Annotated in this window: 20 protein-coding genes; 10 read left to right on the top strand and 10 right to left on the bottom strand. The window is 48.2% G+C overall.

The window, feature by feature from the left end; genetic code table 11:
• Positions 1–6 precede the first annotated feature (6 nt).
• The 3 genes from galE to QJS83_RS13555 all read left to right on the top strand — a co-directional run bounded on the left by galE (position 7) and on the right by QJS83_RS13555 (position 3172).
• The gene (gene galE, locus QJS83_RS13565; protein WP_284605478.1) at positions 7–1038 is read left to right on the top strand and encodes a UDP-glucose 4-epimerase GalE; all 1032 of its coding nucleotides are present in this window, start codon (positions 7–9) and stop codon (positions 1036–1038) included.
• Positions 1035–2207, top strand: a complete 1173-nt coding sequence (locus tag QJS83_RS13560) for an MFS transporter (protein ID WP_284605477.1) — start codon at positions 1035–1037, stop codon at positions 2205–2207. Before galE ends, QJS83_RS13560 begins: the two co-directional genes overlap by 4 nt.
• 116 nt (positions 2208–2323) lie before the next feature.
• The gene (locus tag QJS83_RS13555) at positions 2324–3172 is read left to right on the top strand and encodes a KGG domain-containing protein (RefSeq protein WP_284605476.1); all 849 of its coding nucleotides are present in this window, start codon (positions 2324–2326) and stop codon (positions 3170–3172) included.
• Between the two features lie 64 nt (positions 3173–3236).
• Here QJS83_RS13555 and QJS83_RS13550 read toward each other — a convergent pair whose 3' ends face one another.
• Positions 3237–3455, bottom strand: coding sequence for a hypothetical protein (locus QJS83_RS13550; RefSeq protein ID WP_284605475.1), 219 nt, complete (start codon positions 3453–3455; stop codon positions 3237–3239).
• A gap of 81 nt (positions 3456–3536) precedes the next feature.
• Entirely contained in the window at positions 3537–4328 is a 792-nt protein-coding gene (locus tag QJS83_RS13545) for a hypothetical protein (RefSeq protein ID WP_284605474.1), read from the bottom strand.
• 165 nt (positions 4329–4493) lie between these two features.
• Here QJS83_RS13545 and QJS83_RS13540 point away from each other — a divergent pair, with 165 nt between their 5' ends.
• Positions 4494–5177, top strand: coding sequence for a hypothetical protein (locus tag QJS83_RS13540; RefSeq protein WP_284605473.1), 684 nt, complete (start codon positions 4494–4496; stop codon positions 5175–5177).
• Here the strand turns inward: QJS83_RS13540 and QJS83_RS13535 are convergent.
• The 3 genes from QJS83_RS13535 to QJS83_RS13525 form a co-directional block, all read right to left on the bottom strand.
• Entirely contained in the window at positions 5174–6286 is a 1113-nt protein-coding gene (locus QJS83_RS13535) for a PorV/PorQ family protein (protein ID WP_284605472.1), read from the bottom strand. The genes QJS83_RS13540 and QJS83_RS13535 overlap by 4 nt on opposite strands.
• A 344-nt stretch (positions 6287–6630) precedes the next feature.
• Complete coding sequence (locus QJS83_RS13530) at positions 6631–7197, bottom strand: PorT family protein (protein WP_284605471.1); 567 nt, start codon at positions 7195–7197, stop codon at positions 6631–6633.
• A 20-nt stretch (positions 7198–7217) separates the two neighbouring features.
• Entirely contained in the window at positions 7218–9263 is a 2046-nt protein-coding gene (locus QJS83_RS13525) for a hypothetical protein (protein ID WP_284605470.1), read from the bottom strand.
• 149 nt (positions 9264–9412) lie between these two features.
• Here QJS83_RS13525 and hflX point away from each other — a divergent pair, with 149 nt between their 5' ends.
• Positions 9413–10831, top strand: coding sequence for a GTPase HflX (hflX, locus tag QJS83_RS13520; RefSeq protein ID WP_284605469.1), 1419 nt, complete (start codon positions 9413–9415; stop codon positions 10829–10831).
• Here hflX and QJS83_RS13515 read toward each other — a convergent pair.
• Positions 10824–14810 carry a DEAD/DEAH box helicase gene (locus QJS83_RS13515; RefSeq protein WP_284605468.1) on the bottom strand — a complete coding sequence of 1329 codons (3987 nt, stop codon included), beginning with the start codon at positions 14808–14810 and terminating at the stop codon, positions 10824–10826. The genes hflX and QJS83_RS13515 overlap by 8 nt on opposite strands.
• Positions 14811–14867: 57 nt before the next feature.
• Here QJS83_RS13515 and dbpA point away from each other — a divergent pair, with 57 nt between their 5' ends.
• Both dbpA and QJS83_RS13505 read left to right on the top strand, forming a co-directional pair.
• Complete coding sequence (dbpA, locus tag QJS83_RS13510) at positions 14868–16256, top strand: ATP-dependent RNA helicase DbpA (protein WP_284605466.1); 1389 nt, start codon at positions 14868–14870, stop codon at positions 16254–16256.
• A 57-nt stretch (positions 16257–16313) separates the two neighbouring features.
• Entirely contained in the window at positions 16314–16793 is a 480-nt protein-coding gene (locus tag QJS83_RS13505; RefSeq protein WP_284605465.1) for a DUF488 domain-containing protein, read from the top strand.
• On the opposite strand, the gene QJS83_RS13500 is transcribed toward QJS83_RS13505, so the two are convergent.
• Positions 16786–17316: a hemerythrin domain-containing protein gene (locus tag QJS83_RS13500; protein ID WP_284605464.1), complete on the bottom strand. Its 531-nt coding sequence runs from the start codon at positions 17314–17316 to the stop codon at positions 16786–16788. The two genes, QJS83_RS13505 and QJS83_RS13500, sit on opposite strands and share 8 nt — an antisense overlap.
• A 150-nt stretch (positions 17317–17466) precedes the next feature.
• Between QJS83_RS13500 and QJS83_RS13495 the strand changes: the two genes are divergently transcribed.
• Together QJS83_RS13495 and QJS83_RS13490 are read left to right on the top strand one after the other, a co-directional pair.
• On the top strand, positions 17467–17817 hold the full coding sequence (locus tag QJS83_RS13495) for a hypothetical protein (protein WP_284605463.1): 351 nt from the start codon (positions 17467–17469) through the stop codon (positions 17815–17817).
• Between the two features lie 39 nt (positions 17818–17856).
• A complete protein-coding gene (locus QJS83_RS13490; RefSeq protein ID WP_284605462.1) occupies positions 17857–18297 on the top strand; it encodes an LEA/WHy family protein in 441 nt (146 codons plus the stop codon).
• A 17-nt stretch (positions 18298–18314) separates the two neighbouring features.
• On the opposite strand, the gene QJS83_RS13485 is transcribed toward QJS83_RS13490, so the two are convergent.
• The 3 genes from QJS83_RS13485 to QJS83_RS13475 form a co-directional block, all read right to left on the bottom strand.
• Complete coding sequence (locus tag QJS83_RS13485) at positions 18315–21443, bottom strand: efflux RND transporter permease subunit (RefSeq protein WP_284605461.1); 3129 nt, start codon at positions 21441–21443, stop codon at positions 18315–18317.
• Position 21444: 1 nt separating this feature from the next.
• A complete protein-coding gene (locus QJS83_RS13480) occupies positions 21445–22722 on the bottom strand; it encodes a TolC family protein (protein ID WP_284605460.1) in 1278 nt (425 codons plus the stop codon).
• A gap of 138 nt (positions 22723–22860) precedes the next feature.
• Positions 22861–23262 carry a hypothetical protein gene (locus tag QJS83_RS13475; protein WP_284605458.1) on the bottom strand — a complete coding sequence of 134 codons (402 nt, stop codon included), beginning with the start codon at positions 23260–23262 and terminating at the stop codon, positions 22861–22863.
• A 188-nt stretch (positions 23263–23450) separates the two neighbouring features.
• Here QJS83_RS13475 and QJS83_RS13470 point away from each other — a divergent pair, with 188 nt between their 5' ends.
• Positions 23451–24155, top strand: coding sequence for a pseudouridine synthase (locus tag QJS83_RS13470; protein ID WP_284605457.1), 705 nt, complete (start codon positions 23451–23453; stop codon positions 24153–24155).
• The last annotated feature ends 62 nt before the right edge of the window (positions 24156–24217 follow it).

Below are 24217 nucleotides of genomic sequence, written 5' to 3'. Positions count from 1 at the left end.
GGTTTTATGAAAGTCTTGGTTACAGGCGGAGCTGGTTACATTGGAAGTCACGCCGTGCGCGAACTTCTGGATCAAGGACATGAGGTTTTGGTTTTAGACAATCTTTCGCAAGGACATCACGAAGCGATTGATAAGCGCGCGATCTTTTTGCATGGAAGTACGGCGAACTTCGAACTTTTAAAAAGAACTTTCAAAACTCAAGGCACGGAAGCGGTTCTGCATTTCGCCGCACACATCGAAGTCGGTGAAAGCGTCGAAAATCCGCGCAAGTATTATCAGAATAATTTCGGCAACACTTTAAATCTGCTGCACGCCATGCACGATGCGGGCGTAAAAAAACTTATCTTCTCGTCAACGGCCGCAGTGTACGGCGAACCGTTGAAAACGCCATTGGATGAAACGCATCCTTTAGCGGCCATCAATCCGTACGGCCGCAGCAAAATGATGAGTGAAATGATGATGGAAGATTTCGCCAAAGCCCATGATTTAAGTTACGTGGTGCTTCGCTATTTCAACGTCGCCGGAGCGCACCCCGACGGTACGATGGGTGAAGATCACGAACCCGAAAGTCATCTTATTCCCCGTATTTTAAAGGCCGCACATTCTTTAGAACCGGAAGTCAAAGTTTATGGCGACGACTATCCGACCCCGGATGGAACGTGCGTGCGTGATTACGTGCATATCATGGATCTTGTTCGCGCCCACACTTTAGCTTTGCAGTCGCTGCAGCCGGGACAAAGACGTACCTACAACGTCGGCAGTGAAAACGGCTTTTCTGTTTTGGATGTGATCAAAGCCTGCGAAAACGTCACTCAGAAAAAATTTAAGATCGCTCGCGAGCCCCGACGTGCCGGAGATCCCGCCGTTCTTGTCGCCAGCAGTAAAAAAATTCAGAAAGAACTTGGTTGGAAAAGACAGTTCCCCAAAATCGAAGATATTGTGCGCGATGCCTGGAACTGGCATAAAAACACACCGCAAGGATACAGGAAACCGGAAGAAGGCTCGTCCCCAGACCGGGGCCCACTGCCTCCGCTATGAAAACAACAGCGTGGCCTTATATCATTCTTTCTTATATGAGCCTTTTCGTCTATGGCTTCACGGACAATATCCGGGGACCTCTCTTCCCCGAGATTCTTGCGAACTACAAAGTCAGTGACACAGTCGGCTCGTGGATGTTTGCAATGAGTTCTTTATCGGGCTTTGCCGCCAGTTATCTGGCACGCCATTTTTTGCGCAAGTTTGACCGAAAAAATGTCCTGCAAGTCGCCGCTATCATCGCCATTCTGGCCTTAGCCGGTATGGCTTTTTCACGGAACTTTGCTTTCTTCTTAACGTTTAGTTTTATCAGCGGCATCAGTCAGGGAATTTTGGCTCTTGTCCCGAACATCCTTGTGCCCTTAGCTGCGTCAGCAGAACGCAAACAACAGTTTCTGTCGGGACTTCATGCAATGTACGGTTTGGCAAGTTTTCTGGCGCCGCTCGCCGCTGCGGCTGTGGCGCTGGCGACTCCGAACTGGCGTTGGACTTTTCTTCTAGCTGGCTTGGGGCCGTTGTTTCTTTTTTCTTATTCTCTGCGCGCGAAGCATCCTCTTTTCGATAACGAAGACAGAAATGAAACGCCGCCGCCGCCCGCCCCCACTTCGCACCGTCATGCCTTGCCGCAAATTTTTTTGGCGAGCATGGTGAGTTTCAATGTCGCTGCAGAGGTTTTGATTTCCTCCCGTCTTGCCCTCTACATGCGGCGGGAAATGAATTATTCTCTGGAGGCCGCAAGTCTTTACGTCACGTATTTTTTTATTGGAATGTTGGCAGGCCGGTTGTTCTTTGCGGCCTATAAGTTTTCACTCCCGACCCGGCAACAACTTTCAATTTCTCTTTTGAGTACAGCGGTGCTGATCGTTTTAGGTCTTTTTGTCCATCCTCTTTTTCTGCCATTAACAGGATTGGCTATCGCACCGTTTTATCCTCTGTCGATCTCCTTTATATCTTCAGAGTTTCCGGAGGATCTCGATAGCGCTATCTCATATATGACGGCGATGGATTCTTTCATGTTGATTGTCATGCATCTGACTGTCGGAAAATTGACGCAGAGTTTTGGCATCAAGCAGGCTTTCTTTAGCGGACTCTTCTTTTTGCTGGTGTCCTATTTTCTGACAAATACTTACGCCTATTTCTTTCACCGCAGAAAAGTGACACCCCAGGCCTAACGGACCAAGGCAAAGTAACAACTTACAAAGAGATTTCATTCTTCAGCCGTCGCAGAATAAAGCCAAAAGATATTAACAAGACCGGTTCCGCCGGTCACCAACAGGAGGTCATTTCAATGGCAACTCGATCATCTACAAGCAGCAGAGGCAGCTCTTCCGGTGGAAGAGGTCGTTCTTCATCATCCCGCTCTAGTACGTCAGGTTCTCGTTCAAGATCCTCTTCACGCGGCGGCATGTCCGCTTCTTCTTCATCCAGAGGAGGCTCAAGATCTTCCGGCGGCGGCCGTGGTTTCGCCGGCATGTCTGAAGAAGAACATCGTCGTATTTCAGCTATGGGAGGCAGAGCTTCGCACGGCGGAAGAGGATCATCTTCTTACGAGGATTATGATGAAGATCGTTCTTCATCGCGTTCAAGTTCTCGTGGTGGCGGTCGAGGCTATTCGACGCAAGGAGGCCGTGGCTCTTCTCGCGATTACGATGAAGATCGTTCATCATCTCGTTCAAGTTCTCGCGGTGGCGGCCGCGGATTTGCTTCTATGTCAGAAGACGAACATCGTCGCATTTCATCCATGGGCGGCAGAGCTTCGCACGGCGGCCAAGGACGTGGCGACTACTATAGCGACGAGTACCTTGAGGAGCGTGGCCGTGGCGGCAGAGGCAGTCGCAGCGAAGACTATTACGACGAAGATCGTTCTTCTTCACGCGGCGGCGGAAGATACGCTTCCGAAGAATCGCGCTCCACAAGCCGTGGCGGAGGCCGTGGTCGCAGTGATTGGAGCGAAAACTATGACGAAGATTTTGAAACCGGCGAAGACGACGATACAATGCGCGCGGGATCTCGTCGCGGCCTTAGCGGCAACTGGCAGCGTGACGAAGACGAGGATTTCGATGAAAACGAATACTCTGATGAAGACAGCGATTTCGATGATGAAAGAGAATCTTATCGCGAGTCTTCTCGTTACTAAGATCTGCTAAAAAGAAAAAATAAAAACGGAATCCTGAGGGATTCCGTTTTTTATTTTCCGAGGGTTAGTGCGGTAAGCCTCGCGACGAAGACGTCCCGGTACTCCATGAAGGCGGATCACTGGCGGGAAATGAATCATCCGACGTCTCATCCACACGATCGTTTTCGAGAGTGCGTCTTTCAGGCCGTCTTCGCGATGAAGGCCCTTTTTGAGTTTGTTTTGAAGCCAGAGCATAAACTCCGGCGGCTGCCGCTGCTATCAGAAGCAATGTTGATATACGCATATGGTTTCCTCCCATTTTTCATTTTTTCAAGGGAAGAGAGCCACGTCGAGTCCTGGCGTGCATGTCTTTCAGCAGCTGGATTTACCTTGTTATCGGAAATTGAAAATTGAGACCCACAAAAGTCTGATAGTTAGGAACTCCGTCCCCTTCGTGCGCCACGGTCCATTGCGGCTCTGCAAAAAGATTAAGTGTGATTCCACTTTCCAGTTTCCATACTTTACCGACTCCTAAACCAATCGGAAGATAATAGTCGCCGGTTTCCCAGTTGAAATACCAGATTCCTGTCGATCTTAAGTAAAACGCCTGAGGCAGATTGTGCATCACTAGCGGCTGCAGAGTTGCGATATTTTGCGTAGGTCGATCGTCGTCACCCGCGACGTCGTGCTGGTAGGTCAAAAGCGCACCCACCATGCCCCACGTCTGCGGCGCAATCACAACTCCCGATGCCCCGAGTTGCCATTTGCCTGCCCCCGTTTCGTCCTCTGAAGCACTGGGAAAAATAAAGTAAGGACCGACACCTAATTCCAGATTTCCTGCTTTCATAAGAAAGATGTCAAAGAGGTTTATATCTCCCAACCCGCTGACTTGATCTCCGCCCGCCTCAGGCACAGTTTGATAAGGCACCGTCAGCCTTGCTAGCTGTGGGTGTCCGCCCAAAAGGTGCGGCAAGGCGCCCCGCAGATTAAAACTATTTGAAGTTTCATCTGTGTCAAAAATAGAAGACGTTATATAGTCATGCAGATTAAGTCCTACCATCGGAGCTAACGGATTGTTGGATTTATTCATATCATCTGAGCTGACCGCGGCTTGAGCAATCCACGGAGCGCAATGAATACAGATCGCAACGGTAAGAAATGTCTTTCCTAATAACACAATAGGCCTCCCGACAACTTTCGACATAAGCTCATTACTCCACACTTCTTGCCGCGAAGGAAATACCGGCCCTAATCCCCGCAAAAAAACAATTTTCCGTTTTCGCGAAAGAACATATTGGAAGGAACCTCCATCTAAGTTTCAATACTCTTGAAGGAGAAGACCATGCGCTGGCTGATTGTACTATCATTAGTTCTTTGTTCATGCACAGAAGGTGATCCGCAAAAATTAGGTGAAACACAGTTTTGCCTCGACAACGCCGGACGTGATGAAGCGCATGCGTGTCTTGCGGAGATTAGTGATATTCATACTCCCTACTCTTACGTCTTGCGCTGCTCTGCCGGATTTATTTCTGAAGACTTCGGCCGTGGAGATAAATTCAGACGTTCCTTTCAGCAACTCGATGATCCCAGCCAGGGTATGGCGGCGTTGCTGGCGATTTTTACGTTCGGAAGTAAGCCCACTCCTGAAGACAATCGGGAGTACGCCAAAGACACGAATGAAGATTGCTTCCGTTCAAAACAGCGCAGTCTTCGTCTGTTTGGCGCTTTGAGTGTCATCGCAACAACCATTGCCCAAGCGGGCGGCTTAACTTGGGATAGAGACAATCCCCCTACAGCCGCTGATATGAAAACCGCGATTGCCGCCATGAAAGCCAGCGTCGATCCCGCCAATTTAGAGGCTATCAAGGAAATTGGTGAAAATGTCTTGGCCATTTCTCAGAACAGCTGCCGGGTGAAAGGCAACGTTCCGAACGAAAAACTTTGCAATCACTTTAGAAGTGCGGAAGGCGATCCTGCGGTGGTCGCGGTCAATTTTCTTACACAATGGGAGACCGGCGCTTTCTAAAAAATGAATTTGAATTTGGTGATGTAAAGACGGCTATCCTGGTCAATCTCCAAGGTTCCGACGTTTTCCGCGTAGGTCGCAAAGTCCCACGAGAAAAATCCAAATCTAGCCGTGAAGCCAGCGCTCCATAAAAGTTCGCCGAATCCGGCACGAACGGCAAACGTCGACTCTTCAAGAAACGGTCTTTCGATTTCGACTCCAAGATGTGTCATCTTTTTCCAATTGATGTTGGGATGACCGATATCTCGCGCATCAAAAGCCCAACGCCCCTGCCACTCTCCCCACGCTGGAAGATTCATGCTGTACCCGACGTCGACAACACGATGCAAAGGTTCCGGGTCAATTTCGTTGGCTGTTTGAATAAGACCGAATGAATTTTTAAAACCCAGATTCAGGATATTGCGAATGACTAAACCCACAGTGGCACCTTGTTCGGATTCAGGCAACGCCCACAAAAGACCTGCATCGAAATCGAACGTATACCCTTCAGAAATATCTTCACGCGAAATAACATTTTCATTCGCCGCAAGCTCCGAGGCACTGACAGCTTCGCTAAAATAGAGTCGATTGACGATCTTTCCTGAAACACCCCAACCGAGAGTTCCCGGCAACAACCCTGTCCACTCCCCGCCTTTCGCCGCGGTGATGCTGGTGTCTCCGAAAATAGTGGTATTGACGGCAGGTCCCACTTGTTGATGCAGAGTTGCTTCTACGGTGGTGTCGAGCGGAATAAAACCAAAGGCCCAATCTTCCCGGTTCCATAAAACTTCAAAAAGTTTCGTGCGCACCGTATAAGTATTGCCGTAGTTGCGTGTAAGCAGATCAATCAATTCACCCTGTTTATCAGTCTCACTGCCACTTGATGACTGAATGTCATTGATGTCGTTAACAAAATCGACGGTGTCGGGAGACGCGCCAAGATCTAGGCTTAAGCTGACACTTTTTTGATCGCTAAAATAAAGAGACGCCGGATTATAATAAAAAGAACTTTCATCGTTGTTGATAGCAACGAAAGCATCTCCCATGCCAAGGGCACGAACCGATTGATAAAAGTGATGCACGGTAAAACTGACGGTCTCTTGTGCCTTTGCGAAAAAAGGCATCATCATGAGCAGCCCGAAAAAAAATATTTTGTTTTTCATTAGAATGCCTGTCCTACGCTGAAGTAATAACTAATTTTCTTATCCCCATAAGCAGCATCGAAACGAAAATCGACCAGGTTCTTTTCTGCAATTCGAAAGCGCAAACCTAAGCCGCATCATCTTGTCGCGGTATTTTCCCGTTTCATAGCCTCTCAAGTCTCCCATTTGCCCGAACATGCTCAAGTTGTAAAAAGGCACTTCCCGAATGAAAGACGTGTCATCAAACGGTAAACTTTTATCGTCTTCCAACAAATTTCCCTGCCCCCCATGCTTCGATACAAAGGGTACATATAAAAAGAAAAAACAATTTTCTAATCAAGCGCGAATGAAAGGTTTAATCCAACCGCTTTGTAGTCTGCCAAGCCGCGGGCGACGTAACCATTTCCTCCATCAATATAAAAATTCAGCCCCCACTTCGGAGTCGCCTTGTACAAAAAGCCAAACAGAACGGGAAAATTCGGCGTATCTACGTCAAGAACCTGACAGGCGGGATCTCCCGAACACGATTTGGAAAGATTGATACTGGTGATGAAGCCCATGTAAACACCAAATTTTTCAGAAGGCCGTATGAGAAGAGCTATTGGAATGTCCAAATAGTCGAGATCGAAATCAATTTCATTTCCGGTTACATCGTTGTGTGATTGCAGCGGTCTTTGCGTATAAAGAATCCCCGTACGAAAATGCGCGGGTCCCTGTTCTGTGGCTATATTCGCAAAGAACCCTCCTTGAAAACCCCACTGTGAATTCGCGGAGAAATTCAAGCCAATCACGTCGCCGGCCTGCTGCCGCCCGCCTATTTCAAAACCGTAGTCGGTGGCTGCGTGGACCTCGTGTAAACCGAAGAAAATAAAAAAGGCTAATAACCCTTTCAAGTTCATAGATACTCCTTTAATAAAAGTTAGCGGCGAAAGCCTCCGTGAAAACCTCCGGCACGAAAACCACCTCCATTAAGATGCGGTCTGCTTTCAATGTTAAAGCTTCTTCCGGTAGGGGGATTTGCCAGATGTTCTTCTTTAGCACCCTCGTGAATTTTATCGAGATTCGCAGAGACACCGGCTTTATCGACATTGGACCACGACCCAGGACCGACATATCTTTGCCATCCGCCGTCAGCTTTGCGATACACTTGGCCTTCGTGACTCGCATAGAGATTGTCGCGATAGTTGCCACGATAAAACTTCGTTTGACCGACGGTGTTTGTTGTAATCCCGCGACCGGCAGGCCCTGAGATAACGGAGTGCTTACCCCACTGAGTATATGTGTTCGTCACGTTGACGTTTACGAACGTAGGGCCGTAACAACAATATCCCCAGCCCCACGGATACATAAGAGAACCCATCGCAAAACCCATAAAAAATCCGTCATCGTAGCCCCACCCATATCCCACACCAAAACCATAAGTGGTCGGCGCTGGATACCATTGAGTGCTTGAGATGTAAGAGGTATAATCATAGCCTGTTCCATAGACGATCGTGCCATCAGCGGAAACAAACGTACCATGATAACCCGGCGTGTATCCCACCGTGACCATGTCCTCTGCCGAGCCATAGACCTTCACAAAAGTGACATAGTAAATCGGAGAAGATACCGGAATTTTATAAATTTCCGACGGCACAGCTACAGCAACAACCCACGGTCCTTCGGCCGAAGTTGAAGAAAACCACACTCCATTTTGAACGGCATAAAACGAAGATCCCAGCTGAATAATGGGCGTGTTACAATTGCTCGCAAATTGCAATGACGTACCGGAAATCGCCTGCCATTTTTTTTCTCCGTCGCAAGAAATTTCTTTGGGTTTTAAGTCTCGCTTTACCTGGGCCGTCTGTGGAATCTGACTGACGACCAAAGCTTCTTTTGCCTGAGGTGTTCCAGGCACCGAAACCAAAACTTCCGCCACCGGGCTTGTCACCGGAATTTTGGCAAAATCCTGAGGCAGTTCTTTGCCCCTGACGTAGTCCCACGGACCTTGAAGAGTCGTGGAACGAAACCATCTGCCTGCGACAAGCACGTAGTAGTTTTGATTTTTTGTATTCAAAAAAATTGAATTCGGCGAGTTCGACATGAAAAGAAGCGATGTCCCCTCTACAGCCGCGTACTGAGGATCTCCCATACTCTGTAAAAGCTCTGAGGGGCGTGTCGTGACAATAATATTCGGCGTGACGTTCGCCGGATAAAGAGGCTTGCCATCCGTCTGTTTGCCTTCAAGGGGATCGACTTTTTTCCCTTTCACCAGATCATCTTTGATCATCACAAATTTAGACGAGGGTCCTTTTTTTGCCACGCTATAAGGACCTAACACCTGTCCCGACGAAAACCATTTGTTTAAGGCCCAAAGATAGTATTCATTTTTTCCGCGTTCATGCATGATAAGAGCACTTGTATTGATAATGCGTTCTACTTCCTTGGCACCTTTTGCGGGACTCCACACGGGATCACCCGATATCCTTATAAGGATACTTGGCTCTTTCACAAAGATAAAATCCGGAGGCGTGTTTCTGACCGCTGTCGATATGTGTTTTTCTTGGACGTTAGAATTTGTCAAATTATCGACCAAAAACTTGTACGAAACCAGGCGAGGTTTTTCGTTGAGTTTCTTTTCGAGCTCCGTCCGAATGTTCTCTAGGTCGACTTTGGCCGTTGGAATCCGCAAGTCGCTGATCTGAAAATTCTTAAGAGCCACAGTTCCCGTATCCTTGCTGATCAGGGCTATAGCATTCACGGCAAAACTTCCGTAGAAATCTTTCTTGTCTTCCGTCAAACGCATTGCCGAGCGTGCTTTTATTTGAGTGTCGGACATGGCTTCTACTTGCGGCTGATAAACCGTCACCGTGTGCTTTTCTGAAATCTTGAAGTCTTGGGGCCATAAGACGGCAGATGCGTGCTTGTCTTGCGCTTCTCCCGCAAAAGACAGCAAGAATGAAAACAGCACAAGACTATTTCTCATGTCATCCTCCACCAATGCCTTTGAATTTATGCCTCGGTTCTTGCCGTCCACAATGCAAGCGCGTAAAAAACACACTGCTTTTGAGTTCTCGTGCTGACAAGAGACAACTAACCTTTGATCTTTAGAAGGATTCAGAGTATTCCCAAGTCATGGATGCTTTTAACAATTCCAAACCTCTGAATGCCTTGCTGATAGGCATCCAACTTCCCAAAATTTCTGACGAAGAGACACAAGGTTCTTTGGCGGAACTTGCCCGACTTGTGACAACTTTGGGTTACAATGTTATCGGGCAAACATCGCAACGCCGCAGTTCACAGAAAACCGCCACAGTTCTTGGTGACGGCAAATTGAAAGAAGTGGCGGAGTGGACCGGCGGCAGCGGTGTCGTGGGCCCTCTCGTCGTAAAGAAAAAACACAAAGCTGCTCTTAAATTCAAAAGCAATCAGCCTGAAGAAGATGAAGAAGACTTTGCAGACGAGATTCTAGAAGAAGCTGAAGAGGAAGATCTGACGGAATCCCTTTCCGCTCCCAAAGAAAAAGCGGAAGTCGTTATCTTCGACTGTGACCTTTCCCCGTCCCAACTGCGCAATCTAGAAAGTGCCTTAGGCGTCACCGTCTTAGATCGCACCGGTGTGATCATCGAAATTTTCAGCCGTCACGCTCGCACTCGAGCCGCGAAACTGCAGGTCGAAATTGCACGTTTAACTTACGTGGCTCCTCGTTTACGTGAAACCGGCGGCGGTGAAGATCGTCAGGGTGGAGGCATCGGCGGAAAAGGTGCCGGCGAAAGCAGCATCGAGTTGGATCGTCGTAAAATCCGCGATCGTATCAAAGAACTGAAAGAAGAATTGGCGTCCATTTCGCAAGAGCATGACACGCGTCGCGCGCGTCGTGGTCAAGAAATCACAGTGGCTCTTGTGGGTTATACCAATGCGGGTAAATCGTCTTTGATGCGGGCCTTGACCGGCAGTGAAGTTCTTGTTGCCGATAAACTATTCGCTACGCTCGACACGACCGTGCGTTTGCTTTATCCCGAGTCCCGTCCGAAAATTTTGATATCTGATACGGTCGGCTTTATTAAAAAACTTCCACACGATCTCGTTGCGTCCTTCAAATCGACTTTGGATGAAGCCTTGAATGCGTCGTTGCTTTTGTATGTGGTGGATTCTTCCGACCCGACATTCCGTTCACAATTGGAAGTCACAAAATCCGTGTTATCGGAAGTCGGCGTCAGCGATACGCAAAATCTTTTGATCCTCAACAAAGTGGATCGTTTGGCACCCGAGGAGCTGGCTTCTTTGCAGGCGCAATATCCCGAAGCGGTCTTTTTATCGACACGAAACAAAGAAGATGTTTCGTCTTTGCGTTTAAAACTGATCAGCTATTTTGAAACGGCGATGATCGACCAGGACATCTTCATTCCTTACGACATCCAAGGAGTCATCGGTGAGATTCGCGGTAAGATGCGGGTTCTTGCTGAATCTTATGACGAAAAAGGTGTCACCTTAAAGGTGCGCGGCCACGCCGATGCCATCGAGCGCATAAAAAACCGCTTCGGTCTTATTTAAGGCCGAGCAAGAAATCAAAGTCGTCTTTGCTAAGAGCTCCGCTGCCGGTGTCGATGTCTTTAATAGATTCAGCATTGGCGAAAAGGGACTGGAACTTTTGACTCTTGCGAAGTTTTAGCAGCTCCATCTTTTCTTCCAAAGATTCGTGCATGATATAGCGGAACACCTGAACGGCTTTCTTTTGTCCCAAGCGATGCGCACGATCCGTTGCCTGATTTTCTACCGAAGGATTCCACCACGGCTCCAAATGGAAGACGTAACTGGCCTTCGTCAAATTCAGCCCCACACCGCCCGTTTTAAGCGTCATAATCATGACCGCCCCGCCGCCTTGTTCGTCGAATTCGCGCAAAAGTTTTTGCCGTTGTTTCGTCGGAACTCCGCCATGCAATGTGAATACGGGAATGCCCGCGGCACGCAGCAAATTTTCTGCACGCTCCAGAGTTTGAATAAACTGCGTAAACACCAACGCACTTTCGCCGGATTCGATGATCTCTTGCAAGGAGTCCATCAAGGCTTCGATTTTTGGCGGTGTTTTTTCGTATTTTACTTCCGGCAAAGCTCCCGGATCAGAACACGCCTGACGTAAACGCAAAAGAGCCGTCAGCATTTGAATCTGCACTTCGCCTTCACTGGAATCACGCATGGTCTCTTTGATTTTCTCGTTATAGGCCATGGCGATGTCGCGATAGATCTTTTTTTGTCTTTCTTCAAACGCGATACTGACCTTGGTTTCCTGTTTTTCCGGCAACTGATCTAGAATTTCTTTTTTCGTTCTTCGCAATAACAAAGGTTTTGTGCGCAGTTTTAAATCCTGGACGTCTTCGACCAGAACGATCTCGGTATTGACATAATGACGGCGGAAATCCTCGTAACGCCCCAGACATCCGGGCACCACTAGATCCATCAAAGAATAAAACTCTCCATAATGGTTTTCCATCGGTGTTCCCGTCATACAAATCTTAAAGCGCGCTGAAAGCATTCGTGCCGAGCTGGTTCTTTTCGTCGTGATGTTTTTTAAATTCTGAGCTTCGTCAAAAATGATGACGTTCCACTTGTACTGACTTAAAAACTGATCGTTTTCCATCAGGAGGCCATAAGTGGTCACAACCACCATGGGTTGTTTGCTCTCCAGTTTTTTGCCGATTCGGTCGACTTCTTTCGTCGTGAAAATTTCGAGCGGCAAATCGGGCGTGAACTTTTCAAGCTCGCTTTCCCAGTTGTAAACCAATGACGAAGGCACAACGATTAGGACCTGTCCTAGTTGTTCTTTCGTGCGCAAGTACTCCAGAAAACTTAAAGCTTGCAACGTTTTTCCAAGACCCATGTCATCAGCAAGCAAGGCGCCCATTTTCAATTGATACAAATCATACAGCCACTGCACACCTTCATGCTGGTAGTGTTTTAGTCGACCGTGAATCGTTGGCGGAATATCTAAAAGTTTTTTCGACGTTCCTAAAGAATCATAGAATTCGCAAAGTTTTTTCCACTCTTCATCGCCACGAATCGCATAACCGGAAGCGCGCAAAGCGAGCAGCTCCAAAGTTTGACTTTTAGGAACCTGATAAACCTTATCGGACCATTTCTTCTTTGCGGAAGAAGGTCCCTTGCCTTGTTGCAGCTTCAGCCAGAAATGCTCCAAACGGCGCAGCGACGGGATTTGAGTTTTCGGCACAAGGTAAAAACGACCGTTGTATTCAAGAACACCACCGCCGCCCAGATTTTTTAACGAGCCGCCGTCAACTTCCTGACCCTGCAGGAAAAATCGCGGGTTGAGCTCAAACCAATTGAGCATCCCTTGTTCTACGTTACTGACAAGTTGAAAATCGACTTTGAATTCGTCTTCACTGAGCTCAATCAGACTTTGCCCGTGCAATAACAAACGAAGGCCAACACCTTTAAGATTTTGCAGCAACACAAGGACCTGACTGATCGCCAAAGGCTCTTTGCCGTTACCAGGAAAGAAAAAATTCCCGCTTTGCAGAAGAACGTCTTTAGAGATATCTCCTTCCCACATACGAGACAGCAGCGGCGTGCGCGCTTTTTTAAAGCACGCACCTTGCGTCGACAAAGCCAAGTGCTGTAGAATTTCATAGATCATGCGGAACTCACGCTCAATCGCGCCCGAGAAAATTAATTCCCCTTCCGCAGAAAAGACCGAGTGGGGCTCCCCTGCCATTTTTAAAATTTTTGCGACGTAGTTTTCAAAACAGCTTAAAGCCTGACGCGAACAAAGCTCCGTCAATGGCAGATTGCGCTCAAGAACCGAACCTTCTCCGCTGACCAGCAACGCTTGTATGCGTTCGTGCAACGTCGGAATAATCATCGCCGGATCACAGGCGCGGGCGTCACTTAACTTCCCTTCGAAATGGTGCGAGAGAGCTTCAAACGTGACGTATTGAAGAATTCCCAGATGTTTCAACAAGCGCAGATCCCAGTCGCGTTTTTTACCCGCTTTTGAGATTAATGCTTTCACGTCCATATTGAAAAGAGAGGACAATCCTTCGCTTAAAGTGCGAAGAACCAATACGGTCGGAATGCTCCAGCCTTTTTGACGTAAAGTTTTACCTTCCGGCAGAATATAAACTCTTTCCGGAAAAAAAACGCCTCGATCTGAAAAGTTCAGCTCCAGAAGACTTGCTCTGGTTTCTAAATAATGCGATCCACCTTTGATTCGAATCGGTAACGGACGCGATCTTAAGAACTTTAAAAGAGCGCGCGCCTCATCATGCCCGTCCAAAGATAAATCCGTAAAATCTTCCGGGGCTTTTTGTGCTTGCGCCCGGACAAAGAATTCTTTGTTGAGCTCTTTTTCCCGCGCCCACGGAAAGACGACAACGGATTTGCTTTCAACGTCGACCGCGAAGCTTTGGAAGAAAGTGAATTTTTTATGGCGCGAAGTGGGTCTAAGCTGCGCCTGCGTGTGCAGAGTGCTTTCTCCAGTAAAGGCCACGTCCCACACGAACTCTTCGGTCCCCTCAAAAGAAATATCTTCAATTAACATCGCCCTTTCAGGAGCGACTTCTGACTGTAAAAAGAAAGGCACCAATGAACGCGGCGTCCTTTTCGCAATACGCGAAAGCAACTGCTGCATCACCTCTTCGATTTCGCTGAGGTCCCGGCTCAGGAAACCTTGCTCGCTTCTTTGTAAAAGCGGCCACCCCGGCTCCGCAAATGCTTTACGCGCGGAGGTCGGTAACAACTCGCGAGGCACCACGTTACGATACGCATGACGAAGAATATCGCGGCTGCTAATAGAGACACCGTCACTAAAGCAGTAGCGCACCAGACTGGAAATCTGATTTTGTTTTTTAAGATCGGACCAATAAACCGCCGACTCGATATTTACAGGACGGCGAAAAACCTGCGGCATATCCCACAGGAAAGAATTGCGCGGGTCTTCCTCATAAGGGACTTCCAACGCGCGGTATTCGCGGGCGGCCTCGGGAAGAATTTCCTGGAGGTACAGGCCTCCCACTGTCGGCATTTCATCAAGACTGATACAGATGGCTTCCAGTTTTAGATCTGCCGGGTAAAGCGCTTCCGCATCTTTGTCTTCTGAAGCTTTGTTATTGAAATAAAGCTCCTGGAAGTCGCGACAGAAATACGCGATTTGCGGGTCCAACCGACGCAAGAAGGAAGCATCTTGCGCAAAAGCCCACCACAACAATACGCATGAAGCCCACTGATGCGTGCAAAGCTGGCCTTCTTTCTTTTTGCATCCCGAACACTCAAAATGCAAAGGGCCCTGAGGTTGCGTTTCTTGCAACTTCACGACCGCTTCCGGGAAAACCTCTTCGTCATGAAAATACAGCTCAAGATGAATGCACTCGTCGACTTTTTCGACTTTATGGCCTTTGAGACGTCCCTTGTGCAGAATATCCAAGGCTTGCAGCAAAGAATCCTGCTGATCCAGTGGCGCCAGGTCCTTTAGATTTCGGCATTGAGATATTTTTACTAAACTCAAGGGTAAAAAAGGCATAAAGGCCATTTTAGCAGAAAGCGCTGTAAAGTGGAGTAATTTCTGGTAAAAGAAGTCATGAATTCATTCTTAAACCTCCCCCTCTCTGCAGAGCTTCTGGCTGTCGTCCAAGAGCTTGGATTTGAGCAAATGACGCCGATCCAAGCTGAAAGCATTCCTCACTTACTCGCAGGAAAAGACTTTATCGGCCAATCTCGCACCGGCAGTGGCAAAACCGCCGCTTTCGCCCTTCCTATTTTGCACAAACTGGATCTTCAAAATCGCTCGGTCCAAGCCATTGTGATCTGCCCCACTCGCGAGCTCACAACACAGGTGGTGAATGATATTCGCAAACTAGGCCGACGCCTTGAGGGACTGCAAGTTCTACCACTTGTGGGAGGCCAGCCCAGCCGCCCTCAGGCCGAAGCACTTGAAAACGGCGTGCATTTGGTTGTTGGAACTCCGGGCCGTATTCTTGAACACATTCAGCGCGGTCGCATGGACCTTGCAAACTTAGACGTTCTTGTCCTCGATGAAGCGGATAAAATGTTAGAGCTGGGATTTGATTCCGAAATGAAGTCGATCCTCAATGCCGCACCGAAAGAGCGTCAGACCGTTTTGTTCTCTGCCACGTTCCCCGACGGTATCGAGTCTTTAAGTCGCAAATATCAAAAAAATCCATTGCGCGTAACCATCGAGGAAGAAGAAAGTCCGACATCTTCGATCGAACAATGGGTCTATGAAACAAAGCCCGAAGACAAAGTCGGCACTTTGATGCGCGTATTGCAACAACATCCTTCCGAATCGACAGTGATTTTTTGTAATACGAAAAATGACGTAGCTTCCCTGTCAGAAAAGTTCACGCAAAACAAAGTGCTTCACTCTGTCTTGCATGGCGACCTGGAGCAAAAAGAAAGAGATCGCGCCTTGGCTCTTTTCCGCAACGGCAGTCATCGTATTCTTGTCGCGACAGATGTCGCGGCTCGCGGTTTGGATATCGAGAACCTTGAGCTTGTCGTAAACTTTGATCTTCCGACAAAACCTGAAACTTACGTTCATCGTATCGGCCGTACCGGCCGTGCAGGCAAACAGGGTGTCGCTGTCACGCTGGCGGAAGCGCAAGATACGCTGGAGTTGTTAGAGCTCGAAAAAGCTGCCGGCAGCAAATTCAAAAAACAGAATCTAGGATTTAAAAATCAAACCGGACTTAATAAAAACTTCCGTGGTGCCGTGATGCAAACCATCTCGATTTCCGGCGGCAGAAAAGACAAACTCCGTCCCGGCGACATCTTGGGAGCCCTCACGGGGGCTTCCGGCGGACTGAGCGCCGAACAGGTCGGGAAAATCGAAATCCATGACAAGATCTCTTATGTCGCGATCGCCGCGGATGTGGCAAAAGTGGCGTTTGATAAACTCCGCGACGGTCGCATCAAAGGTCAAAAGTTTCAGATCAAAATCGTAAAGTAGGTTTGTTATTTTAACAAACCTGCTCCCGGAACGACGTTTTCCCTCTAAAATACGGGTATGACATTATTCACCATTGGATACGAAGCCAGCACTCTCGAAGAGTTTATTGACGGACTGAAAAAGAACAAAATCAAAGTCGTCGTGGATGTACGCAAAAATCCCGTCAGCCGCAAAAAAGGATTCTCGAAAAGAAAACTCGCCGAAGCGCTAGAGAAAAATAAAATCGGTTACGGTCATTTCCCCGGTCTGGGTGTTCCTTCGGCCTGGCGCAAAGAAGCCAAAGAACACAAGATCACGCGCGAACACATGTTTAAAAATTATCAAAGACAGATCCTGCCTAAACAAGACGACGATCTGGAGAGTATAGCGGAAATGCTGCGAACACCGAAAAACCGAGTGGCTCTTTTATGTTTTGAAGCGAATGCAGATGACTGCCACCGCCGCTACGTCGCGGAGGAGTTGCACAAAAGAACAAAAGCCAAGGTTAAAAATATCACCTTGGCTTCGCAGGACGAGCTGCTCGAAAAATCTAAATAGGCGGGCTTCCGTTTCTGAAGATCCCCGAAAAGCGCGGTGGCATCATATTCGCAACCATATCCAGCGTTGTTCCCATGATACTTTGTTCACGAATTTTAGGTTTAAGTTTTTCAAAGGCGGCGGCAAACATTTCTGCCTCTTCGCGTGTGAAGTTGCTGCGGGCGGCTTCAAAGAAGCGCGTTTCTTCCTCTTGAATATGATGTTCAAGAGCTTGCTGCAGTTTCGCTGCTGTGGCCTTCCAATCCATGTTGGCTTTGTCTTGAAGCTGCATCAAACGCAACAAAGCTTCGGCCTCGATATGCTCCCGGTAGCCGTCAACGGCAAGTTCCTTCGTCAGCTTCAGCTCTCGCAGAGAATTATAAAAAACGGTCTCTTCGGCGCGCGCATGAGGAATGAGTTCGTCGCGGATTTGTTCGATCAAAGCTTTGCGATTTTTCGTATCGTCGTCGCGCAGACTTAAAAGGTCGCGAAATAGTTGCTTGATCGTGTCGTGATCTTTTCTTAGCGCTTCATAAATTTCCATAGGAGGCCTCCCCGATTTATCGAATGAAGGCAGAATCATGCGAACACAGGTTCTTATCAATAAAGTTCCTTCTGATTCTTTACAGTATCCAGACTCTCTCATACCCAAGGATTTAATTTTTAAGGACATTTAAATAAATAGGAGACTCACTTGTTACTCAAGGCCTTACTTTTGACACAAGGAATGTACTATTTGCTGACGGGAGTTTGGCCTCTTGTCCATATGCGCTCTTTTGAAAAAGTCACCGGCCCCAAAACAGATCATTGGCTGGTTAAGACTGTCGGCATTCTAATCACCGTCACGGCCGTCATTCTTCTGCTCGCAGCTTATCGCGGCGCCCTTATCTCCTGGGAACTTCAGTATCTGGCGATCGGAAATCTTTTGGTGCTTTCTGCTGTCGATATTATTTACGTCTTACGCCGAGTCATCTGGAAGATCTATTTAGTCGACGCGGGAATCAGCATGATATTTCTTTTGTGGTGGAGTTTCATCGAGCTATAAAAAAATGCAAGATTACAAAACTTATGTTACCGTTATGATATGAAAAAAGTTTTATCCTTCGGTCTTGTATGTTTTCTTTTAACCTCTTGTTCGCATTTCGCCAGTCGCTTTTTGGAAAAGCCCGAAGTGGAGTTACAAAGCGTTTTTGCCAAAGATACATCTTTCATCGGCACTACTTTGGTTTTTGTTGTGAACGTGAAAAATCCCAACAACCAGGATATTAACGTCAAAGAAATCGCTTACAAGATTTTCGTCGCCGACAAAGAATTGACAGAAGCGAAAACGGAAAAACCCATTCACGTTCCCGCAAAAAAAGATGCCAATATCGAGATTCCGCTGCCACTTAAGTATGACAGCCTCTTAAGTCATTTAGGAAACGCGCTGATGGCAGGGGAAATCGGTTATCGCATCGAAGGGGACGCCAAACTTTCTTTTATGACAATCCCCTTTAGTGAATCTGGAAAAGTAGAACTTCGCTAAGATAACAGCGAAAGCCCTTAGGCTTTCACTGTTTCTGTTGGTGCTTTCCCCAGACTTTTTTCGCGACGATCAAAGAACGCGAACAAGCTGTAAACACAAGGCACCACATACAACGTCAAGAACGTAGATACAAACACGCCCCCGATCACCGCAATGGCCATCGGCTGACGGGCCTCCGCGCCCGGACCCAAGCTCAGAGCCGCCGGGACGGCTCCCGCAATAGTTGCAAACGACGTCATTAGAATCGGACGAAGACGTGTTGGGCAGGCTTCAAGCAAGGCTTTGTTCACGTGCACGTGCTCCAAATCCCGTCTTTGATTTGTAAAATCCACAAGCAAGATCGAGTTCTTCTTTACGATACCCATCAAAAGAATCAAACCAATCATACTGAAAATATTCAGTGACTGATTGCCAATCAAGAGCGCGAGAAAAGCCCCCGAGAAGCTAAATGGCAACGCCATAAAGACCGTGATTGGATCGATAAAGCTATTAAACTGAGAAGCCAAAATCATATAGGCCACGATAAATCCAAGAACCAAAGCGAAGATCAAACTGATGAAGCTTTGCTGAAATTCCTGTGCGGAACCTGAGATTTCAACCTTATAGCCTTCCGGTAAGATTTTGCGCGCCACTTCTTGCGCTTTTTCCACGGATTGCTGCTGACTCAGTCCCTCGCCGACGTTTCCATAGATCACGATGGATCTTTGACGATTTTTCCTAGAGATCGTCGAAGCCACATTCGCCTGCTTAATATCGACGACCTCGGCAATCGGCACAAGCTCCCCGCGATTGTTACGCACTTTAAGTTCTTTGATACGCTCTTGCGGGCCACGGCCATTTTCACTCATCTTCACGCGAATGTCGTAGCGGTGCCCGCCCTTTTCGTAGCTGCCGACAACGACTCCGCCCATCATTGCATTCACGACTTCACCAACGGCGATAACGCTGACACCACGATCCGAAGCTTTTTGACGGTTCGGGATGATCTGCACTTCCGGAGCTCCCGCTTGGTAATCCGAACTGACATCCGTCATCACTTTTTGTTTTTTTAGCTCGTCAACGATCTGCTCAGAGAATTTTCCAAGTTCGTTCCAGTCGGGTCCTTGAATACTGAACTCCACCGGAAAACCTTTTCCTCCTCCGCCGCCGAAACCTTGAGTGGACGGGTCTTGCACCTGAGGCTTGGAATCAGGAATCGCTTTATTCAAATACTCACGAACAACTTCAATGAATTCTTGCTGACTGAGTTCTTTACCTTTTTGCGCATCTTTACCGCGCTGACCTTTTGGTTTCATGTCGACAAAGACGATGGCATTATTCGCCTCGCCGCCCGTGAAACCGCCGGCCGCAACGAAGGTCGATGCGACTTCCGAGCGCTTCAACAAGAAGTCTTCGATGATTTTTACTTTCTCATCGGTGAACGAAATCGCCGACTTCGGCGGGTTGCTGATTTGAATCATCAACGAACTTTGATCTTGCGCCGGCTGAAACTCCCCGCGCAAAAACGCGACGGAACTAAAACTCAAAAGGAAGAAGACGAAGGAGGCGCCAATTACTTTCCAACGATGGCGCAAGGACACCGCCAAGGTTTTTTCATAGAAGTGGCGCATTCTTTCAAAACCGTGCTCAAACGCCCGGCCCAAACGCGTTTTTCTTTCGCCTGATTCTACGAACTGAGACGCACGCATCGGAGTCAGAGTCAGGGCTTCCAACAAGGAAATCATCACCGCCGCACTCATCGTGACACCGAACTGGAATAAGAAACGACCGATCAATCCTTCCATAAAGGCGATGGGTAAGAAGATCGCGACAAGCGACACGGACGCGGCCATTGCTGCGAACGTGATTTCGCGAGCGCCGACCAAAGCGGCGTCTTTTTTACTTTTTCCCATCTCAAGATGACGAATGATGTTTTCCAGAACCATGATGGCGTCATCGACAACGATACCAATCGCCAAAGAAAGACCCATCAATGTAAAGATATTCAGCGTGAATCCGGCAAAGTATAGAATGATGAAACTTCCCAAAACCGAAGTCGGAATCGCCAACAAAACGTTGAACGTTGACGACCAGGACCCCAGGAAGAGCCAGCACACTAAAGATGTCAAGATAGCGGCCAAGATCAAAGTTAAAACCAATTCGTGAACGGATTCTTCAACGAACTTGGTTCCGTCGTAGTTCACGACGATCTGCATTCCCTCGGGCAGCGTTTTTTGAATTTCAGCAATACGGTCTTTCACCGCGTGCGCGACAGAAACCGCGTTGGAGCCACGCTGTTTCACAACACCCAAACCGACGGCCGCTTTGCCGTTAGCGCGGGCAAACTGCACAACGTCGACCATGCCCTCTTTAATATCCGCGACTTTATCTAAAGTGATAGGACTGTAGTTCGGCCCGCCACCGCGCGTGTTAATAAGAATTTTATTGAACTGCGGAATTGTTTTAGCTTCACCGAGCGTACGCAGGCTGTACTCTGTCTTTTCAAATTCAGAACGACCCGCCGGAGGTTCCGCATGCTCCGCACGCAACGTGTTTGTCACGTCCGCCGCGGAAAGCGCATATTTATGGAGATCTTCATTGCGTACCCATACGCGCAGATTCGGCTCGAGATAACCAGGCATCCAAAGATTTCCCACGCCGGGAACTGTTGTTAGACGGTCGCGGATTTCGTCTTTCACGAAAACCATCATCTCTTCCAAAGGCATTTTGGAACTTGAAAGCGACAACCACATGATCGGGAAATCTTCCGGGTTGATCTTCATCACCGTTGGCGTATCCATATCCTGTGGCAAGGCACCTTGGATTTGCGAGATTTTCGCCTGTACGTCCTGGAAGGCCACGTCGATATTTCGTTCAAGGTCGAATTCAACTGTGATATCCGCCGTACTGTTGCGGGCGACGGAAGTGATATTCTTAACACCTTGAATACTGATCAAGGCATCTTCGATCGGGTCGATCACGTCCGCTTCCATGACTTCAGGGGCCGCCCCTTCGTAACGCACAGACAGTGAGATCACCGGGAAATCCACGTCAGGAAGTTCACTCACCCCCATACGCATAAAGCTGATCGCACCGAAGACGATCAAACCAAACATCAACATCCACGCAAACACGGGTCTGCGGATTGATAAATCTGACAATACCATTTTAATCTTCCTTCACTTGCGGAGCGATGATTTCCGCAGATGCAATTTGCAGACGGACAAGATCGAGTTGCGCAGCATAGCGCGCTTGATCCAAAGCGCGGCTGGCAATACGGAAATCCGTTAAAGCGATTTGCACGTCGATATTGCGTGCCAGTCCGCGACGATAATCACGTTGCAAGACTTGATAGTTTTTCTCGGAAAGGCTTTCCGCTTTTTGTAAAGCTTCGACCTGACTGATCCGCGCTTGATAGTTTTCATGATAAGCGCGGATCTCTTGCTCGGCCTGACGACGCAAACGCGCCAAAGTCAAATCGGCTTCCATTCTTTTAGCGGCGGCTTCCCGCACCTTTGCTTGAGTCGAACCACCTTCAAATAGCGGCAAAACCAAACGGAACTGCAAATCCCAATTTAAATCTTCACTAAACCCTTCAGGTCGTTTGAAATAATAATTTCCCGTAAGATCCAAAGAAGGCCAGTGTGCGCCTTTGGCGATTTTCACTTCTTCTTCCATGGCCTCAAAAAGTTTCACCGCGGATTTGATATCGTAGCGGTTTTCCGCGGACTTTAAGTAACTTTCTAAGGGAGCCAGGTTTTTCTTGGAAGCTAGATCAGGATCAACCAACGGTTCATTCGTGGGAAGACCCGTGACAAAACCGAAAGTCTCGCGCGCCATTTTCAGATTTCCGCGCAGGACTTGTTCTTCCGCTTTCAAAGCGGCTTCACTGGATTGAGCTGTCAGAATTTCTGTCGAATTGGATTCTCCGCGACGGACGCGACCGCGCAGCTCTTTCACGCGCTCGTCGTAAATTTTGATCTGCACTTCCACGTTTTTAAGATCCTGCTCCAGAGTCAGAACATTCAGATAAGCCGTTGTGACATCCTGATAAAGAAGGACCAAGGCTTGGTTGCGTTTTTCCTCTGCCGATTGCTCAAGATCTTTCGCTTGGCGAACACCCGCAAACTCTCGCAAGCCACGGAATAAAACCTGATTAGCTGTCAGCGCGATGGTCGTCTGCCTGTCTGGAAAGAATTGCCGCGCAATCGGATCGGACGGCTGCGGTTGAATCAAGTATGTCGCATTGGCGTTGATCTGAGGATACAAACCGCCGCGCACTTGTTTCACCTGCTCGCGGATCTGCGTAACCTGAGAATTCTGCAAACCGACAATCTCATTTTTTTGCAAAGCTGATTGATAAGCTTCCTGCAAAGTCGCTGCTGGAGAGGAGTTGGAGGAAAGAAGGAACACACACAAAACGGAAAATAGAATCCTATTTGACATGCCCCCATTCTTACTTAGGTCGGGGAATTTGCAAAACAAAGATTTTTTATTCGGCGCACGCTGTCAGTCAACGGCACGGCATTTCGTATGCGAAACACCATGGACCTATTGGAAACCATGTTCCCGCACACGATAAAACTAACGCTGACAGTGGGAAAGATAGACGACTTTTGCCTTAAGAGCGCTGTTGAGCATTTGGTAATCGCGCACTTCCCCTTTGCCCGTGCGGTAGTCCACTTCGATAGCCTGCTTAGAATAAGTCATACCCAAACGTTTTTTTGCCGTCATAAGAACGAGGCCTTCGCCGTCATTTTTTACGACTTCTTCCGCAACGTTGATACGCATCAAAAGACCGCGAGAATTTTTGTACTGGCCCTCAACAAGAACGTCGCCAAAATCCGTAATAGAGATCGTGTAGTTTTCGCTCGTGGACATGTCGGCAAGAACTGACCCGCGGCAAGTCACAACCACTTCGTTGGCATGAGCCACCGTAGATACCGAGAACACAAGGGCTGAAGCGGCTAAGATTTTCTTAAACATGGGACACTCCTCAAAAACGAAAACATGCAGATGCCCCCGTATTTACAAAGTCCATGCCTCCTCTTCTCGAATATAACTCCCTCTGAAGAGCGCACAAACGGCGAAGGCCGTGACAGCCATGAAAAAAGGTAAACCCGCCACCCTCGCCCGCCTTGACCGCGAGCGCGGCTCTTCCTAAGATGCCGTCCATGAACATCCTTTTTGAAGACGAACATTTCTTTGCCATCGACAAGCCCGCGGGTTTCTTTGTGCACCCTCCAGAGCTTTCTCCCTATCCCGTGCCGAAGGAAAAGATCTGTCTTTATCTTCTAAAAAAAATGATGAAACAGGATGTGTTCCCCGTGCATCGCTTGGACGCCCCGACAAGCGGGGTTTTGCTTTGGGCGAAATCACGAAACGCCACACGTGAACTGAGCCGCCTGTTTATGGAAAGACAGATGCACAAAACATATCAGGCTGTGGTGCGCGGGTTTACCGATAACACGGGCTCCATCGACATTCCTCTGGAAGTGGAAGGCGAAATGGAACCCGTTGCAGCGAAGACGGAGTATAAAACTTTGCAGACTCTTGAGCTTCCTTTCGCAGTCGGGAAAAAGTATCCGACCTCGCGCTACTCTTTGGTGGAAGTCCATCCTGTTACGGGCCGCTGGCATCAGATTCGACGTCACTTTGATCGTATCGCCCACCCGTTGCTTGGGGATATCGAGCACGGCGACTCTCATCACAACCGTTTTTTTCGTGATCATTTAGATATCAAGGGTCTTTGCCTGAAAGCGACTTCTGTGGAGATGCAACACCCGTGGACCGGCGAAGTTTTAAAAATCGAAGCTCCGTCCTGTGAGAAATGGGAGAAAATCCACGCGCTCTTCACTGGTAAAATCGAGCCCGCATAGAAACTGTCGAAGAGTTCGACAAAAACTGAAAATCAGAATTCTGTTTAAGGACCTGTTAAACT

The organism is Bdellovibrio sp. 22V (assembly GCF_030169785.1).
Taxonomy (GTDB): domain Bacteria; phylum Bdellovibrionota; class Bdellovibrionia; order Bdellovibrionales; family Bdellovibrionaceae; genus Bdellovibrio.
The sequence above is the reverse complement of the archived record's forward strand: the minus strand, read 5'-3'. Positions and strand labels throughout refer to the sequence as shown.

Coding starts and splice junctions, on each gene's coding strand:
- QJS83_RS13475 (WP_284605458.1), bottom strand. CDS start 23,262: ATGTTTAAGAAAATCTTAGCCGCTTCAGCCCTTGTGTTCTCGGTATCT.
- QJS83_RS13480 (WP_284605460.1), bottom strand. CDS start 22,722: ATGTCAAATAGGATTCTATTTTCCGTTTTGTGTGTGTTCCTTCTTTCC.
- QJS83_RS13555 (WP_284605476.1), top strand. CDS start 2,324: ATGGCAACTCGATCATCTACAAGCAGCAGAGGCAGCTCTTCCGGTGGA.
- QJS83_RS13485 (WP_284605461.1), bottom strand. CDS start 21,443: ATGGTATTGTCAGATTTATCAATCCGCAGACCCGTGTTTGCGTGGATG.
- QJS83_RS13490 (WP_284605462.1), top strand. CDS start 17,857: ATGAAAAAAGTTTTATCCTTCGGTCTTGTATGTTTTCTTTTAACCTCT.
- QJS83_RS13560 (WP_284605477.1), top strand. CDS start 1,035: ATGAAAACAACAGCGTGGCCTTATATCATTCTTTCTTATATGAGCCTT.
- dbpA (WP_284605466.1), top strand. CDS start 14,868: ATGAATTCATTCTTAAACCTCCCCCTCTCTGCAGAGCTTCTGGCTGTC.
- QJS83_RS13550 (WP_284605475.1), bottom strand. CDS start 3,455: ATGCGTATATCAACATTGCTTCTGATAGCAGCGGCAGCCGCCGGAGTT.
- QJS83_RS13540 (WP_284605473.1), top strand. CDS start 4,494: ATGCGCTGGCTGATTGTACTATCATTAGTTCTTTGTTCATGCACAGAA.
- QJS83_RS13500 (WP_284605464.1), bottom strand. CDS start 17,316: ATGGAAATTTATGAAGCGCTAAGAAAAGATCACGACACGATCAAGCAA.
- QJS83_RS13505 (WP_284605465.1), top strand. CDS start 16,314: ATGACATTATTCACCATTGGATACGAAGCCAGCACTCTCGAAGAGTTT.
- QJS83_RS13525 (WP_284605470.1), bottom strand. CDS start 9,263: ATGAGAAATAGTCTTGTGCTGTTTTCATTCTTGCTGTCTTTTGCGGGA.
- QJS83_RS13515 (WP_284605468.1), bottom strand. CDS start 14,810: ATGCCTTTTTTACCCTTGAGTTTAGTAAAAATATCTCAATGCCGAAAT.
- galE (WP_284605478.1), top strand. CDS start 7: ATGAAAGTCTTGGTTACAGGCGGAGCTGGTTACATTGGAAGTCACGCC.
- QJS83_RS13530 (WP_284605471.1), bottom strand. CDS start 7,197: ATGAACTTGAAAGGGTTATTAGCCTTTTTTATTTTCTTCGGTTTACAC.
- hflX (WP_284605469.1), top strand. CDS start 9,413: ATGGATGCTTTTAACAATTCCAAACCTCTGAATGCCTTGCTGATAGGC.
- QJS83_RS13535 (WP_284605472.1), bottom strand. CDS start 6,286: ATGATGATGCCTTTTTTCGCAAAGGCACAAGAGACCGTCAGTTTTACC.
- QJS83_RS13470 (WP_284605457.1), top strand. CDS start 23,451: ATGAACATCCTTTTTGAAGACGAACATTTCTTTGCCATCGACAAGCCC.